A 15965-nucleotide genomic window follows, 5' to 3' on the forward strand; every position below is an offset into this window, starting at 1 on the left:
CCCGGCCCCGTCTCGCATGTGCGGGGCGAGCCGTTCAATCAGCGCACATCCGCTCTCCTGGCACCGGACACGCGCACGCCAACCGGCATCGGCTCCCGATCGGGAGCGCCCCCGGCGTCTTGCCGAGGCCGCCCCCGGCCTCGTACATCCGCATGCCCGCGCGGCTTTCCTGTCGTAACGTCCCGATATGACCAACCCCGCCCCGCCGCGCAAGTCGCCCGACCAGCCCTGGCGTACCGAGGGCACGCCCGAGGAGCCGCAGAAGCCGCCGTCAGGTGGGCGGCGGATGCGCGGCGGCTGGTGGAGCCTGATCCTGACCGCGCTGGTCGTGTTTCTGATCGCGAACCTGATCCTGTCCTTCTTCAACGAGGGCAACGAGCCGACGATCTCGTACACCGAGTTCAGCAAGCAGGTCGACGCGGGCAACGTCAGCAAGATCTACGCCAAGGGCAACGCGATCCAGGGCCAGCTCAAGAAGGAGCAGGGCAACCCGGACGGCGGTGGCAAGTACACCAAGTTCAACACCGAGCGGCCGACCTTCGCGAGCGACACGATCTGGGACGACCTGACCAAGCACGACGTCACGGTCACGGCGGAGCCGGTCGTCCAGCACCGTAGTTTTCTGGCCAATCTGCTGATCTCGCTGGCCCCGATGCTGCTGCTGATCGGCGTGTGGATCTTCATCGCGCGACGGATGAGCGCGGGGATGGGCGGCGCGGGCGGCATGCTCGGCCGGAAGGCGCCGCCCAAGCCGGTGGAGCTGGAGCCGGGCAGGAAGCGCACGACCTTCCAGGACGTGGCCGGCATCGACGAGGTCGAGGGCGAGCTCAACGACGTGGTCGACTTCCTGAAGAACCCCGACGCCTATCGCCGCATGGGCGCCAAGATGCCCAGGGGCGTGCTGCTCGCGGGCCCGCCCGGCACCGGAAAGACGCTGCTCGCGCGGGCGGTGGCGGGGGAGGCCGGGGTCCCGTTCTTCTCGGCCTCCGCCTCCGAGTTCATCGAGATGATCGTCGGTGTCGGTGCCTCACGCGTGCGTGAGCTGTTCGCGGAGGCCCGCAAGGTGGCGCCGTCGATCATCTTCATCGATGAGATCGACACCATCGGCCGGGCCCGGGGCGGCGGTTCCGGCATGGGCGGTCACGACGAGCGCGAGCAGACGCTCAACCAGATCCTCACCGAGATGGACGGCTTCTCCGGCTCCGAGGGCGTCATCGTCATCGCGGCCACCAACCGCGCCGACGTCCTCGACCCGGCCCTGACCCGCCCCGGCCGCTTCGACCGGGTGGTCATGGTCTCGCCCCCGGACCGCGGGGGCCGCGAGGCCATCCTGGAGATCCACACCCGCGAGATCCCCCTCGCCAAGGAGGTCGACCTGGCCCAGGTCGCCCGTACCACCCCGGGCATGACCGGCGCCGAGCTGGCCAACCTCGCCAACGAGGCCGCCCTTCTCGCCGTCAAGCGCAAGCAGGAGAGGGTGACGCAGTCCGACCTCTCGGAGGCGCTGGAGAAGGTCCAGCTGGGCGCCGAACGGCCCCTGGTGATGCCCGACGAGGAGCGCCGCCGCACCGCCCACCACGAGAGCGGCCACGCCCTCCTCGGCATGCTCCAGCCCGGTGCCGACCCCGTCCGCAAGATCACCATCGTGCCGCGCGGCCGTGCCCTCGGCGTCACGCTCTCGACGCCGGAGTCCGACAAGTACGCGTACACCGAGGAGTACCTGCGCGGCCGGATCATCGGCGCGCTCGGCGGCATGGCGGCGGAACAGGTCGTCTACGGGGTCGTCACGACCGGCGCGGAGAACGACCTGGAACAGGTCACCACCATCGCGCGCGGGATGGTCGCGCGCTGGGGCATGAGCGAGCGCGTCGGCCGTCTGTCGGCGCTGCCCGGCGACGCCCAACAGGCCTACGGCCTCTCGGCGGCCCCGCAGACCCTGGACGTGATCGAGCACGAGATGCGCCGGATCGTCGACGAGTGCTACGACGAGGCGTGCCGCAAACTCCGCGACCACCGCGGCCAACTGGACGCCCTCGCCGAGGCGTTGCTGGAGAAGGAGACGCTGGAGGAGGCGGACGCGTACCGGATCGCCGGGATCAGCCGCCTGAGGAAGGACGTGGAGGCCCAGGGGGTGTCCGGCTAGGGCACGCGCGCGATGAGATACCGGAACACGTTCGGCATCCACACCGTGCCGTCCGCGCGCACATAGGGGTGCAGCGCTTCCGTCAACTCCTTGTTGACCTGCGTCGGGTCGGTCGCCGCGATCGCCGCGTCGAACAGGCCGGTCGACAGCAGCCCCTTGACCGCGCTGTCCGTGTCGGCGTACCCGAAGGGGCAGGCGACCCGCCCCGAGCCGTCCGGCTTCAGTCCGGCCCGCTGGGCGACCTCCTCCAGGTCGTCGCGAAGGGCGGGGCGCCAACTCGCCGTGCTGCGCAGCGGATCCGCCAGCCTGGTGGCCACCCGCAGCACGGACGACGTGGTGCAACGTTCCGGCGGACCCCAGCCGGCGAGCACCACGGGCGCCCCGCGCTCGGCGAGCGGTGTCGCTGCCCGCAGCAGCCCGCCGAGCCCCTCCGAGTCGCCCGCCAGACTCCCGATGGGGTCGAACGCGGTCACCAGGGTGTACGAGGGCGTCTCCGCGTCGCCCGCGGCCCCCAGGCTCTCGGGTGAACCGTCGACGATCCGGGTGTCCGCACGCGCGCGCGTGCTCCACGCGTCCGGGAGCAGCCGCTCCCGCGCGAGGGCGAGCCGCTCGGGGGAGGAGTGGTCGACACCGGTGACGGCCACGCCTCTCGACGCCGCCATCAGAAGGGCCAGCCCGCTGCCGCAGCCGAGGCCCAGCAACCGCGTGCCGGGGCCCACTTCCAGTCGCTCGTAGACGGCCTCGTAGAGCGGCACCAGCATCCGCTCCTGGATCTCGGACCAGTCACGCGCGCGTGCACACAGGTCCGCACGGGGCACCGCGCCCGCGTGAGGTCGGTGCTGCCGCACGAGCGTAGGTGTCATGTAAAGCGCCCCAATCCGCCGAGAGATACAGCTGTGCCCGATTCCGTGGCCCCCGTGACGTGCGCTCGCACTCTCCCCCGTATGCCAGGTAACTCCGCACTCGACCGCTCGTCCAGGGGTAACAGGGCCCGGCTTGTGGGTTGGCCGTGCGAGTGGCGAGATTTCACATCCCGGCAACCTGGGCCCGTAACATCACGGCGAGCGTGCGGTGACCGTACGGTGTCTGGTTGCCGCCGACGGGACGGTTCCCGAGGGCTTGGGCGAGCCCGGTAACGTCGCGGCCGGCGCGCGCGCTTACTGAGACAGGGCCGTTCCGCCATCAGAGCGACCGAAACGCCCCTTGCGCATCCGCGGATCACAGCCGCACCGGCGAGTGGACATCGTCTACGCGCCGGGTCGTACGTCAGGCTACGTACCGGCTTGGTACGAGCTGTGAGGCTTATCCGCAGATCAGCGCACTGGCCCTCGTCTCCACGCATCAGCGGCAACTGACGGGTACGTGCAAATTATTTGGGATGCCCCGGAATAGGAACACAGCGGCACTCCCGCTCGTTGTCATTACGTGAGCACGACACAGACACCACCTGTTCTCGCCGCAGAGCTGGCAGAGGCGTGGGCCGACATTCAGCGGTACCACCCCGAGCTGCCGGACCTTGCCGCGCCAGAGTCCCTGATCGGAGAGTCCTCGTCCGCCTGCGGTCACGAGCTCTCCTTCGAGCGACTGCTCCATGAGGCAGTCCATGGCATCGCCGCCGCCCGCGGCGTGCGCGACACATCCCGAGCCGGCCGCTACCACAACCGCAGATTCCTCGCGATCGCCGAGGAGCTGGGCCTGGACCACCCCGAGGAACCGCACCCGAGCAGCGGCTTCTCGCTGGTCACGCTCAACCCCGAGGCCAAGCGCCGCTACCGTCCGACCATCGAGCGCCTCCAGCGCGCCCTGAAGGCCCACACGGTGGCGACGGCCGCCGACACCCCGAAGAGCTTCCGGGGCCCGGCGGCCCGCCACGGCTCCTCCGGCGGCGGGGTCCGGGTGAAGGCCGTGTGCGACTGCGGTCGTAACGTCCGGGTCGTTCCGTCGGTCCTGGCCCAGGCACCGATCGTGTGCGGCGGCTGCGGCAAACCGTTCCGGATCCCCGAGGTGGTCGGGGCGGCGTAGACGCGGCGTCGCTTACCGGCATCTCGTGGCTGCCGGTCCGACACGCGCGCGGGCCGAGGTGTGCACCCGGGCGTTCGCCCGAGCACCGGGTGCCCCTCAGGCATGCCTCCGTCCGGCCCCGGTCCATGGCGACCCGCAAGATGTGGCAGAATGGCCAGCTGTACTCGACAGCCGCACAGGAACCCTCTCGCCTCCGGCTGACGCGTCCATCGGGCACTCGGGTACCGCAACCCCACGCGGCAATCTCGCCGTGCCCAACCACGTCAAATCCAGGAGAACCCACTCCCGTGGCAGTCAAGATCAAGCTGAAGCGTCTGGGCAAGATCCGTTCGCCTCACTACCGCATCGTCGTCGCCGACTCCCGCACCCGCCGTGACGGCCGTGCGATCGAGGAGATCGGCAAGTACCACCCGACCTACCACCCGTCGGTCATCGAGGTGGACGCCGACCGTGTCGCGTACTGGCTGGGTGTCGGCGCGCAGCCGACCGAGCCCGTCCTCGCCATCCTGAAGAAGACCGGCGACTGGCAGAAGTTCAAGGGCGAGCCCGCCCCGGCTCCGCTGCTCGTGGCCGAGCCGAAGAAGGCGCGCCCCTCGTTCGAGGCCCTGGGTGGCGACGACGAGGGCAAGGGTGAGGCGATCACCCAGAAGAAGAAGGCTGAGAAGAAGGACGAGGCCCCGGCCGAGTCCTCTTCGTCTGAGTCGACCGAGGCCTGAGCATGCTCGAGGAGGCTCTCGAGCACCTCGTGAAGGGCATCGTCGACAACCCCGACGATGTGCAGGTCGCTTCGCGCAACCTGCGCCGCGGGCGTGTCCTCGAGGTCCGGGTCCACCCCGACGACCTCGGCAAGGTGATCGGCCGCAACGGCCGCACCGCACGCGCTCTGCGCACCGTCGTGGGCGCCATCGGCGGCCGTGGTGTCCGCGTCGACCTAGTCGACGTCGACCACGTCCGCTGACGCCAAACGCAGCACCGGCTCGGGCCGGGGAGGGCCACTGGGCCGTCCCCGGCCCGTAGTCGTACTACAGGAGATCAAGCACAGTGCAGCTGGTAGTCGCTCGTATCGGCCGTGCCCACGGCATCAAGGGCGAGGTCACCGTCGAGGTCCGCACCGACGAGCCGGAGCTGAGGCTCGCCCCCGGCGCGGTCCTGCTGACGGACCCCGCCGCCACGGGCCCGCTCACCATCGAGACCGGCCGCGTCCACAGCGGCCGTCTCCTCCTCCGCTTCGAGGGCGTCAGGGACCGCACCGCCGCCGAGGCCCTCCGCAACACCCTCCTGATCGCCGAGGTCGACCCGGAGGTGCTGCCGGAGGAAGAGGACGAGTACTACGACCATCAGCTGATCGACCTCGACGTGGTGACCAAGGAAGGCGTGGAGGTGGGCAGGATCACCGAGATCTCGCATCTGCCGTCCCAGGACCTGTTCATCGTCGAGCGCCCCGACGGCAGCGAGGTCCTCGTCCCCTTCGTCGAGGAGATCGTCACGGAGATCGACCTGGAGGAGCAGCGGGCGATCATCGACCCGCCGCCCGGGCTGATCGACGACCAGGCGGAGACCGTGTCCACCAGGGACGACAGCGCATGAGGCTCGACGTCGTCACGATCTTCCCCGAGTACCTCGACGCGCTGAACGTCTCCCTCGTCGGCAAGGCACGCGCGCGTGGTCAGCTGAACGTCCATGTGCACGACCTGCGCGCGTGGACGTACGACCGCCACAACACGGTCGACGACACCCCGTACGGCGGCGGCCCCGGCATGGTCATGAAGACCGACCCCTGGGGCGACGCCCTGGACGCCGCGCTCGCCGACGGCTACGAGACCGGCTCGCACGCCCCCGCACTGATCGTCCCCACCCCCAGCGGACGTCCCTTCACCCAGGAACTCGCCGTGGAGCTCTCCGAGCGCCCCTGGCTGATCTTCACGCCCGCGCGCTACGAGGGCATCGACCGCCGGGTGATCGACGAGTACGGCACCCGTATGCCCGTCCACGAGGTGTCCATCGGCGACTACGTCCTCGCCGGCGGCGAGGCGGCCGTACTGGTGATCACGGAAGCCGTCGCCCGCCTGCTGCCCGGCGTCCTCGGCAACGCCGAGTCGCACCGGGACGACTCCTTCGCGCCCGGCGCCATGGCCAATCTCCTGGAAGGCCCCGTCTACACCAAGCCTCCGGAGTGGCGCGGCCGGGGCATCCCGGACGTGCTGCTCAGCGGGCACCACGGCAAGATCGCCCGCTGGAGGCGGGACGAGGCCCTCAGGCGTACGACGGCCAACCGGCCCGACCTGATCGAGCGCTGCGACCCCAAGGCCTTCGACAAGAAGGACCGCGAGATGCTCTCCATCCTGGGCTGGGCCCCGGATCCGGAGGGGGAGCCGTACGGCCGATTTTGGCGCAGGCCAGAGGGCGTGGAAGAATAGGCCGCTGTTGTGCGTCGTCCGGCGTGCGCCCCTGCCACAGGGGGACACGACGCCCGCCCCGACCCGGACAGCATCCTCGAAGAACACCTAGTTCCCGTTGATGACCTGTGGCATCAGCGAAGAAAGCAGACGAAATGTCTCACCTGCTCGACTCCGTCGACAGCGCGTCGCTGCGCAGCGACGTCCCGGCCTTCCGCCCGGGTGACACCGTCAACGTCCACGTCCGCGTCATCGAGGGCAACCGCTCCCGTGTGCAGCAGTTCAAGGGCGTGGTGATCCGCCGCCAGGGCGCCGGTGTCCGCGAGACCTTCACGGTCCGCAAGGTCTCCTTCTCCGTCGGCGTCGAGCGCACCTTCCCGGTGCACACCCCGATCGTCGAGAAGATCGAGCTCGTCACCCGCGGTGACGTGCGTCGCGCCAAGCTCTACTACCTGCGCGAGCTGCGCGGTAAGGCCGCGAAGATCAAGGAGAAGCGCGACAGCTGAGCTCGCGCGGGTGTTCCTAGCCGGGCCGGATAGCATCTGGCCCCGATGGACACCGAAGCACAGCAGACGGAGCGCGACCGCTCCTCCCGCCCTGAACCAGAGGCTGCGGAGGGACGGTCGCGTTTCGCGTTGGTGTCGCGGATCACGGACTGGCTGCCCGGCGGCCGGCTCTCCGTGATCCTGCTGGTCTGCCTGGTGTTTTTGCTGATCCTCAACGCTTTCGTGGCGCAACCCTTCCAGATTCCCAGCGGATCCATGGAAAACGGATTGAGGATCGGAGACCGGGTTCTCGTAAATAAGTTGGCGTACCGTTTCGGTGCCGAGCCGCGCCGCGGCGATGTAGTGGTGTTCGACGGAACTGGGTATTTCGGGAACGCGGACTACATCAAGCGCGTCGTGGGAGTAGGTGGGGACCGAGTGGTCTGCTGCGACAAGGAGGGGAGGATCGAGGTGAACGGCCGGTCGGTCGACGAGTCGTCGTTCCTGTACCCCGGGGACACCCCGTCGACGGTGCCCTTCCATGTCGTCGTGCCCGACGGCACCCTCTTCGTCCTCGGCGACCACCGCAGTGACTCCAGCGACTCCCGCGACCATCTGGGCTCGCCCGGCGGTGGCATGATCCCGGTGTCCGACGTCATCGGCCGTGCCGACTGGATCGTCTGGCCCGCCGGCCACTGGACCGGTCTGCACCGCCCGAGCTCCTACGCGCGCGTGCCCGCCGCCGGCGGTGCGCATGGGTAACCGCGGCAAACCGCGTGGGGCGACCCCCAGCAGCACCTTCGGCACCGAGCACCTCCTGCCCACCGGCTCACGCCGCACCAGCGGGAGCGCCCCGTCGGGCGGCCGTACCCGCGCCGAGCGGCGCAAGCTGCAGCGCAAGGTCAAGCGACGGCGCAGGCGTGGCGCGGTCAAGGAGATACCCCTTCTGGTCGGTGTCGCCGTCCTCATAGCGCTGGTCCTGAAGACCTTCCTCGTCCAGGCGTTCGTGATCCCGTCCGGCTCCATGGAGCAGACCATCCGGATCGGCGACCGCGTCCTGGTCGACAAGTTCACGCCATGGTTCGGCTCCAAGCCCAAGCGCGGCGACGTCGTCGTCTTCAAGGACCCGGGCGGCTGGCTGGCGGGCGAGCAGACCACGACGACGAAGAGCGACCCCGTCGTCGTCAAGCAGGTCAAGGAAGGGCTCACCTTCATCGGTCTGTTGCCCTCCGCCAACGACAAGGACCTCATCAAGCGGGTCATCGGAGTCGGCGGCGACCACGTCAAGTGCTGTGACACCCAGGGGCGGGTGACCGTCAACGGGGTTCCCCTGACCGAGGGGGACTACCTGTATCCCGGCAACGCCCCCTCCACCCAGGCGTTCGACATCACCGTGCCCGAGGGGCGGTTGTGGGTGATGGGCGACCACCGGGGCAACTCCGCGGACTCCCGCGCCCACATGAACACCAGCTACGGCGGCACGGTCGCCGAGAGCTCCGTGGTGGGCCGCGCGATGGTCATCGCCTGGCCGTTCGGCCACTGGACCTCCTTGAAGGAACCTAAAACTTTCTCCTCCGTTTCCAACTCCGTGTCGGGGACGACCGCGTCCCCGCAGCTGTCGCATAGGGTTGCTCCCGACGATCTGAACACAGCGATCCAGCTCCCGAGCCCTGCGGAACTCCCGCTCGTTATGGGAGTGGTGGGCCTGCACCGCGTATGGGGCAGGCGGCGGCACAGAGTAAGGAGTTGGCGTGGGGGATGTGGCGGTTGGCGCACGGTCCGGACACGACGGCGAGGAGCACCGCGGACGCCCCGTGGAAGCAGCTGTCCCGGCCGCGGACAGCGCCGTGACCTCCGGGAGTGACTCCGGTGCGGAGGACAGCACCGCGCCCGACGAGCAGACCAGAGCGGACGGACAGGGGCCGGGCGACACGGCTTCCAGGGCGAGGAAACAGCGCTCCTTCTGGAAGGAGCTGCCCATCCTCATCGGCATCGCGCTCGTCCTCGCGCTGCTGATCAAGACGTTCTTGGTGCAGGCGTTCTCGATCCCGTCGGACTCGATGCAGAACACCCTCCAGCAGGGCGACCGCGTCCTGGTCGACAAGCTCACCCCCTGGTTCGGCTCCAAGCCGGAGCGCGGCGAGGTCGTCGTCTTCCATGACCCGGACAACTGGCTGGCCGGCGAGCCGACCGCCAACCCGAACCCGGTGCAGAAGGTCCTCAGCTGGATCGGCCTGATGCCGTCCGCCGAGGAGAAGGACCTCATCAAGCGCGTCATCGGAGTCGGCGGCGACACGGTCTCCTGCAAGGGCACCGGCCCCCTGAAGGTCAACGGCAAGGCGCTGAACGACACGTCGTTCGTCTACGCCGGCAACACGCCCTGCAGCGTGGACGACCAGGGCGGCCAGTTCACGGTGAAGGTCCCCAAGGGCTACATCTGGGTCATGGGCGACCACCGCCAGAACTCGCGCGACTCCCGCTACAACCAGAGCGACAAGCACCACGGCATGGTCCCGGTGAAGGATGTCGTGGGCCGCGCCATCGTCATCGCCTGGCCGATCAACCGCTGGGACACCCTCCCGATCCCGGACACCTTCGACCAGACCGGCATCAACGACAAGTCCTCGGCGTCCGCCGCCCTGACGGCCGCGCCGAACGCGCTCGCCCTCACCGCCGTGGTGCCGGTGGCGCTGTGGCGCCGCAAGAAGACCAGGGCGGCCGAGACCCGCTGAGGCGACCGCCTCACGCACCCTGCCCGGGCGCTCCTTGGTGAAGCCCTGGTGCAGTTGTGACCATGGTGGGTCCGGAGGGGCTGACCGGGTCAGGTACCGCCGGGTAGGGTGCGGATCCATGGGTGGCGAGAGCATGACGCGTACGGCCCCGCGCAGCGGCGGCAAGAGCACGGGCCCGGTGGGGACCAGGACCGGACAGCGACTGTCCGGGATCGCGGTCGCACTGGGTATTGTGCTGTTCCTCGGCGGATTCGGCTGGGGAGCGGTGCTCTACCGGCCGTACACCGTCCCGACCACCTCCATGACGCCTACGATCGACGCCGGCGACCGGGTGCTCGCGCAGCGCGTGGACGGCGGGGAGATACGCCGGGGCGACGTCGTCGTCTTCAACGACAAGAGCTGGGTGACCAACGCGTCCGTGGTCAAGCGCGTGGTGGCGGTCGGCGGTGACACGGTCTCCTGTTGCACCAACGGCAAACTGACCGTCAACGGCAAGCAGATCGACGAGGGCTACCTCAAGGGCAGCGTCGTCGAGGACAAGAACATCCCGACCGTGAAGGTCCCCCAGGGCCGTCTGTTCCTGCTCGGCGACGAGCGCGAGGGCTCCCTCGACTCCTCCGCGCACCTCAGCGACGCGGCTCAGGGCACGGTCGCCCGCTCGGCCGTGACGGCGCGGGTGGACGCGGTCGTCTGGCCGATGAAGGGCATGCTGGAACGCCCGACGGGCTTCGAGACCCTGGGCACGCTCTCCACCCCCGGCCCCCTCCGCGTGATCGTCGCGCTCATCGTCGTAGGAGCCGTCCTGGTCCTCGGCGGCGGCGCGTACGGCCCCATCGCCAAGCGGCTGGGCGGCCGCCGCTCCCGCACCCGGACGGAGCCCGTGGGTGCCCGCTGAGGCGACGGACGCGTACGGGGACTCGCACTCGGGCGGCCTGCGCAAGGTGGCCCGGGTGATCCTGATGGACCCCGACGACCGCATCCTCCTGCTCCACGGCCATGAGCCGGACGACCCGGCCGACGACTGGTGGTTCACGCCCGGCGGCGGTGTGGAGGGCGAGGAGAGTCGTGAGGAGGCCGCGCTGAGGGAACTCGCCGAGGAGACCGGAATCACCGACGTCGAGCTGGGGCCGGTGCTGTGGCGGCGGATGTGCTCGTTCCCGTTCGCGGGGCGTCGCTGGGACCAGGACGAGTGGTACTACCTGGCCCGTACGACGCAGACGATCACCGAGGCGAAGGGTCTGACGGAGCTGGAGCGTCGCAGTGTCGCCGGAGCGCGCTGGTGGACGTGTGCGGAACTTGCCCGGGCCCATGAGACGGTGTATCCGACGAGACTCGCCGAGCTGCTCCGCAGGCTGCTCGACGAAGGTCCCCCTGCCGGACCCGTGACCCTCGACCCGGAAATCGTCTAGCGACAATCGTCAGGCGACCCGGAAATCGACTGGGGGCACACGGGACTGGCGCACAATGGTGGGATCGCACGGCTGAAGGGGAACATGCCATGAGCGCCGAGGACCTCGAGAAGTACGAGACCGAGATGGAGCTCAAGCTCTACCGGGAGTACCGCGATGTCGTCGGTCTGTTCAAATACGTGATCGAGACCGAGCGGCGCTTCTACCTGACCAACGACTACGAGATGCAGGTGCACTCGGTCCAGGGCGAGGTGTTCTTCGAGGTGTCCATGGCGGACGCCTGGGTGTGGGACATGTATCGGCCGGCGCGCTTCGTGAAGCAGGTGCGCGTGTTGACGTTCAAGGACGTGAACATCGAGGAGCTGAACAAGAGCGATCTGGAGTTGCCGGGGAGCTGAGGACGGCCGCTGCGGCTGCTGCTCACACGTGCGGGTGAAGGAGTTCTCCACAACCGATGAGTAGTCCACCAAGATCCACTTGATCATGGTGGATGCGTGACGGTTGGCGCCGGAGGTGGTGCCGACATGAACGCACGAAACGCACTCGGCAAGTACGGAGAGGATCTCGCCGTCCGCCGGCTGACCGCGGCCGGGATGACGGTGCTGGAGCGCAACTGGCGCTGCGGCAGGGCCGGGGAGATCGACATTGTGGCGCGGGACGGGAACGTCCTGGTGATCTGCGAGGTCAAGACCCGCAGGGGCCGCGGCTACGAACATCCGATGGCCGCCGTGACCCCGGAGAAAGCGGCCCGGCTTCGGGATCTCGCCGAGCGCTGGATCCAGACGCATGGAGGAGCCCCACCCGGCGGCGCCCGCATCGACCTGATCGGCGTCCTGCTCCCCGACCGCGGCGGGCCCGTGGTCGAGCACGCGCAGGGGGTGGCCTGAGATGGGGTTCGCGCGTACGTGCTCGGTGGCGCTGGTGGGCGTCGAGGGTGTGGTGGTCGAGGTCCAGGCGGACCTGGAGCCCGGGGTGGCGGCGTTCACCTTGGTGGGGTTGCCGGACAAGAGCCTGAGCGAGAGCCGGGACCGGGTGCGGGCCGCGGTCGTCAACTCCGGTGGTGAGTGGCCGCAGAAGAAGCTCACGGTCGGGCTCAGCCCCGCATCGGTGCCGAAGGCCGGCAGCGGGTTCGATCTCGCCGTCGCCTGCGCGGTGCTCGGTGCCTCCGAGCGGATCGATCCGCGGGTCCTCGCCGACATCGTCATGATCGGCGAGCTGGGCCTGGACGGCCGGGTGCGGCCGGTCCGGGGCATCCTGCCGGCCGTGCTGGCCGCCGCGGACGCCGGCTACGAGCAGGTGGTCGTGCCCGAGTGCGCCGCCGCCGAAGCCTCGCTGGTGCCCGGCGTGTCGGTCCTCGGGGTGCGGAGCCTGCGGCAGCTGATCGCCGTCCTGACGGACGAGCCGGTGCCCGACGAGGAACCGGAGGAGCCGGGGCGCCCGGATCCGCTCCTCGCGGGCCTGCGGGTGCCCGGCACGGGCGCTGCCACGGGCATGCACAGCATGGGCGCCGCACAGCACGACCAGGGCCACGACCTCGCGGACGTGGTGGGGCAACTCTCCGCGAGGACAGCCGTCGAGGTCTCCGCGGCGGGAGGCCATCATCTGTTCCTCGAAGGCCCGCCCGGCGCCGGCAAGACGATGCTCGCGGAGCGGCTGCCCAGCATCCTGCCCCGGCTCACCAGGGAGGAGTCGCTGGAGGTCACGGCGGTTCACTCGGTGGCAGGCCTCCTGCCCCCGGGAAAGCCCCTGATCGACGTCGCTCCGTACTGCGCGCCGCACCATTCGGCGACCATGCAGGCGCTGGTGGGCGGTGGGCCGGGCGTCGCGCGCCCCGGGGCCGTGTCCCTGTCACATCGCGGGGTTCTGTTTCTGGACGAAACCCCCGAATTCAACAGTCGGGCGCTCGATGCGCTGCGGCAGCCACTGGAAGCCGGGCATGTCGTGATCGCCCGCAGCGCGGGGGTGGTGCGCTTCCCGGCGAGGTTCCTGATGGTGCTGGCGGCCAACCCCTGTCCCTGCGGCCGTTTCTCGCAGACCGACGACTTCTGCGAGTGCCCGCCCTCGGCGGTCCGCCGCTATCAGGCACGGCTGTCCGGACCCCTGCTCGACCGGGTCGACCTGCGGGTCGAGGTGGATCGGGTCACTCGCGGCGAGCTGACCCGGCGCGGAGCGCGGGGCGAGTCGACGGCGACGGTCGCCGACCGGGTGCACGCGGCGAGGGACCGTGCGGCGGCACGGCTCGCCGGCACACCGTGGCGGACCAACAGTGAGGTCCCCGGCCGGGAGCTGCGCAGCCGCTGGCATGCGGTGAGCGGTGCGATGGACGAGGCCGAACGCAATCTGGAGCGGGGCGTGCTGACCGCGCGCGGACTCGACCGTGTTCTGCGTGTCGCCTGGACCGTCGCCGACCTGGTCGGACATGACCGGCCCGATGCGACGGACGTCGCTCTGGCGCTGCAGCTGCGCACGGGAGTGCCGCGGGGTGTGCCCATGGCGATCGGGGCGCTGACATGAGCGTCGACGGCGACCCGGAGCACGAACTGTCGGCCCGTGTCTTCCTCAGCCGCGTGCTCGAACCCGGTGACGAGGTCGGAGGTCGCTGGGTTCGGGAGCTGGGGCCGGAGGAAGTGGCGCGGTGTCTGCGGGACGGCGGGCCGCAGCTGGCCGGCGCCACCGACAAGAAGTGGGCCGGACTGCTGGCCCGGGCCGAGGAGGCCGATCCCGAGCGGGATCTCGGGGTGGCGCACGCCGCCGGCGTGCGGTTTCTCTGTCCCGGAGACTCCGAATGGCCCGGACAGCTCGACGACCTGGGCGACGCGCGCCCTCTCGGGCTCTGGGTGCGCGGGCGGCCCAGTCTACGGATGTGGGCGCTGCGGTCCGTTGCCGTGGTCGGGGCGCGGGCCTGTACCGAGTACGGGGCGTACATGGCGGCCACCCTCGGGGCCGGGCTCGCCGAGCACGGGTGGGTCGTGGTGTCCGGGGGTGCCTATGGGGTCGACGGCGCCGCGCATCGCGGGGCGCTCGGGGCCGGAGGGGCCACCGTGGCCGTGCTGGCCTGTGGCGTGGACCGGGCCTACCCGCGCGGGCACACCGAGCTGATCAACAGGATCGCGGAACAGGGGCTCGTCGTGGGGGAGCTGCCGCCCGGCGAGCATCCGACGCAGAGCAGGTTCATCGTGCGGAACAGGGTGATCGCGGCGCTGACGAGGGGGACTGTCGTGGTCGAGGCTGCCCGTCGGAGCGGGTCGCTGGTCACCGCCAGGGCCGCGCAGCGGCTGGCGCGTCACACGATAGGGGTACCCGGACCCGCCACCAGCGGGCTGTCCGCCGGTGTGCACGAACTGCTGCGGAGCGATGCGATGCTCGTCACCGATGCCGCGGAGGTCGTCGAACTCGTCGGGAGCATGGGGCAGCTGGCGCCCGACCGGAGCGGGCCCGTGCTGCCCCGGGATCTGCTGGAGCCCGACGCCCGACGGGTGCTCGCCGCACTGCCCGGCCGCGGTGCGGCCTCGCCCGGCGTGATCGCGAGGGGCGCGCAGACCACGCAGGACGACGCGATCGCGAGACTGTACGAACTCCGGGCACTTGGTTACGTCGAACGACACGGCGACAGCTGGAGGTTGACGCGCCAGGCGATGATCTCTGTCCGCGGAGGTCGCGGTCGATGCTGACCGAGCGTGTTCGGCCGTCCGGGGGAAGCCTGACACCTGTGCAAATACCCGCAGTTGGCGCCCGCGAGCGGTTACGCACGGCAACCGTCACGACACGGCGGGGTGGCCGCCGGGACGTGTCCGCGCACGCGTTCCCCGCCCCCCTTCGCTCACCGCAACTCTCCAGTCACGCTACGCTCACGTGGATTCCCGCGCACTTCATGTACTTCACGGCAGAACGGCACAAGGCGACGAATGCCCCAGCACACCTCCGGGTCCGACCGGGCGGCGATCCCCCCAGCCGCCCGTGACGGTGGCAGCGTGCGGCCGCCCGCTCCCTCGACACTCGACGAACTGTGGCGGTCGTACAAGGACACGGGCGACGAGCGGCTGCGGGAGCAGCTGATCCTGCACTACTCGCCGCTGGTGAAGTACGTGGCGGGGCGGGTGAGCGTCGGTCTGCCGCCCAACGTCGAGCAGGCGGACTTCGTGTCGTCGGGTGTCTTCGGGCTCATCGACGCCATCGAGAAGTTCGACATCGACCGGGAGATCAAGTTCGAGACATACGCGATCACCCGGATCCGGGGCGCGATGATCGACGAGCTGCGGGCGCTGGACTGGATTCCGCGGTCGGTGCGGCAGAAGGCACGGAACGTGGAGCGGGCGTACGCGACGCTGGAGGCGCGTCTCAGGCGGACGCCGTCGGAGGGGGAGGTCGCCACCGAGATGGGCATCGCGGTCGACGACCTGCATGCCGTCTTCAGCCAGTTGTCGCTGGCCAACGTGGTGGCACTGGAGGAGCTGCTGCATGTCGGGGGCGAGGGCGGGGACCGGCTCAGCCTCATGGACACGCTGGAGGACACCGCCGCGGACAACCCCGTGGAGGTGGCCGAGGACCGGGAGCTCAGACGCTTCCTGGCACGGGCGATCAACACGCTGCCCGAGCGGGAGAAGACCGTGGTCACGCTGTACTACTACGAGGGGCTCACGCTCGCCGAGATCGGGAACGTGCTGGGTGTGACCGAGAGCCGGGTCAGCCAGATCCACACCAAGTCGGTGCTGCAGCTGCGGGCGAAGCTGGCGAGTTTCGGACGCTGAGTGACGCTCGGCGACGGGGAGAGTCATTCC

General features: G+C 69.9%; 18 protein-coding genes. 17 read left to right on the plus strand and 1 reads right to left on the minus strand.

Annotated elements, in window-relative coordinates; genetic code table 11:
* Nucleotides 1-187 precede the first annotated feature (187 nt).
* Nucleotides 188-2143 carry an ATP-dependent zinc metalloprotease FtsH gene (ftsH, locus tag ACWC09_RS42885; protein ID WP_450856542.1) on the plus strand — a complete coding sequence of 652 codons (1956 nt, stop codon included), beginning with the start codon at nucleotides 188-190 and terminating at the stop codon, nucleotides 2141-2143.
* On the opposite strand, the gene ACWC09_RS42890 is transcribed toward ftsH, so the two are convergent.
* Nucleotides 2140-3006: an SAM-dependent methyltransferase gene (locus ACWC09_RS42890; RefSeq protein WP_450856544.1), complete on the minus strand. Its 867-nt coding sequence runs from the start codon at nucleotides 3004-3006 to the stop codon at nucleotides 2140-2142. The genes ftsH and ACWC09_RS42890 overlap by 4 nt on opposite strands.
* Before the next feature lie 562 nt (nucleotides 3007-3568).
* Between ACWC09_RS42890 and ACWC09_RS42895 the strand changes: the two genes are divergently transcribed.
* From ACWC09_RS42895 to whiG, 16 genes are all read left to right on the plus strand, one after another.
* A complete protein-coding gene (locus ACWC09_RS42895) occupies nucleotides 3569-4165 on the plus strand; it encodes a hypothetical protein (RefSeq protein ID WP_356351815.1) in 597 nt (198 codons plus the stop codon).
* 287 nt (nucleotides 4166-4452) lie between these two features.
* Nucleotides 4453-4881, plus strand: coding sequence for a 30S ribosomal protein S16 (gene rpsP, locus ACWC09_RS42900; protein WP_450856545.1), 429 nt, complete (start codon nucleotides 4453-4455; stop codon nucleotides 4879-4881).
* Between the two features lie 2 nt (nucleotides 4882-4883).
* Nucleotides 4884-5123, plus strand: a complete 240-nt coding sequence (locus ACWC09_RS42905; RefSeq protein WP_003973401.1) for an RNA-binding protein — start codon at nucleotides 4884-4886, stop codon at nucleotides 5121-5123.
* An 83-nt stretch (nucleotides 5124-5206) separates the two neighbouring features.
* On the plus strand, nucleotides 5207-5752 hold the full coding sequence (rimM, locus tag ACWC09_RS42910; RefSeq protein WP_450856546.1) for a ribosome maturation factor RimM: 546 nt from the start codon (nucleotides 5207-5209) through the stop codon (nucleotides 5750-5752).
* Nucleotides 5749-6582, plus strand: a complete 834-nt coding sequence (gene trmD / locus ACWC09_RS42915; protein ID WP_450856548.1) for a tRNA (guanosine(37)-N1)-methyltransferase TrmD — start codon at nucleotides 5749-5751, stop codon at nucleotides 6580-6582. Before rimM ends, trmD begins: the two co-directional genes overlap by 4 nt.
* Before the next feature lie 134 nt (nucleotides 6583-6716).
* Nucleotides 6717-7067, plus strand: a complete 351-nt coding sequence (gene rplS / locus ACWC09_RS42920; RefSeq protein WP_030866123.1) for a 50S ribosomal protein L19 — start codon at nucleotides 6717-6719, stop codon at nucleotides 7065-7067.
* 45 nt (nucleotides 7068-7112) lie between these two features.
* On the plus strand, nucleotides 7113-7808 hold the full coding sequence (gene lepB, locus ACWC09_RS42925; protein WP_450856549.1) for a signal peptidase I: 696 nt from the start codon (nucleotides 7113-7115) through the stop codon (nucleotides 7806-7808).
* The gene (gene lepB / locus ACWC09_RS42930; RefSeq protein WP_450856550.1) at nucleotides 7801-8910 is read left to right on the plus strand and encodes a signal peptidase I; all 1110 of its coding nucleotides are present in this window, start codon (nucleotides 7801-7803) and stop codon (nucleotides 8908-8910) included. The genes lepB (ACWC09_RS42925) and lepB (ACWC09_RS42930) overlap by 8 nt, the downstream gene beginning before the upstream one ends.
* On the plus strand, nucleotides 8798-9778 hold the full coding sequence (lepB, locus tag ACWC09_RS42935) for a signal peptidase I (protein ID WP_450856551.1): 981 nt from the start codon (nucleotides 8798-8800) through the stop codon (nucleotides 9776-9778). Before lepB (ACWC09_RS42930) ends, lepB (ACWC09_RS42935) begins: the two co-directional genes overlap by 113 nt.
* A gap of 118 nt (nucleotides 9779-9896) precedes the next feature.
* Entirely contained in the window at nucleotides 9897-10673 is a 777-nt protein-coding gene (gene lepB, locus ACWC09_RS42940; RefSeq protein WP_450856552.1) for a signal peptidase I, read from the plus strand.
* Nucleotides 10663-11187, plus strand: coding sequence for an NUDIX hydrolase (locus ACWC09_RS42945; protein WP_450856553.1), 525 nt, complete (start codon nucleotides 10663-10665; stop codon nucleotides 11185-11187). Before lepB (ACWC09_RS42940) ends, ACWC09_RS42945 begins: the two co-directional genes overlap by 11 nt.
* An 89-nt stretch (nucleotides 11188-11276) precedes the next feature.
* A complete protein-coding gene (locus ACWC09_RS42950; RefSeq protein WP_005311352.1) occupies nucleotides 11277-11585 on the plus strand; it encodes a DUF2469 domain-containing protein in 309 nt (102 codons plus the stop codon).
* A 126-nt stretch (nucleotides 11586-11711) separates the two neighbouring features.
* On the plus strand, nucleotides 11712-12074 hold the full coding sequence (locus ACWC09_RS42955) for a YraN family protein (RefSeq protein ID WP_450856556.1): 363 nt from the start codon (nucleotides 11712-11714) through the stop codon (nucleotides 12072-12074).
* Nucleotide 12075: 1 nt separating this feature from the next.
* Entirely contained in the window at nucleotides 12076-13701 is a 1626-nt protein-coding gene (locus ACWC09_RS42960) for a YifB family Mg chelatase-like AAA ATPase (RefSeq protein ID WP_450856558.1), read from the plus strand.
* Nucleotides 13698-14858 (plus strand): DNA-processing protein DprA, encoded by a 1161-nt coding sequence (gene dprA, locus ACWC09_RS42965; protein WP_450856560.1) that lies wholly within the window; start codon nucleotides 13698-13700, stop codon nucleotides 14856-14858. The genes ACWC09_RS42960 and dprA overlap by 4 nt, the downstream gene beginning before the upstream one ends.
* Before the next feature lie 234 nt (nucleotides 14859-15092).
* Nucleotides 15093-15935: an RNA polymerase sigma factor WhiG gene (whiG, locus tag ACWC09_RS42970; RefSeq protein WP_450856562.1), complete on the plus strand. Its 843-nt coding sequence runs from the start codon at nucleotides 15093-15095 to the stop codon at nucleotides 15933-15935.
* Nucleotides 15936-15965: the final 30 nt, after the last annotated feature.

Source organism: Streptomyces sp. NPDC001617, from assembly GCF_053596855.1.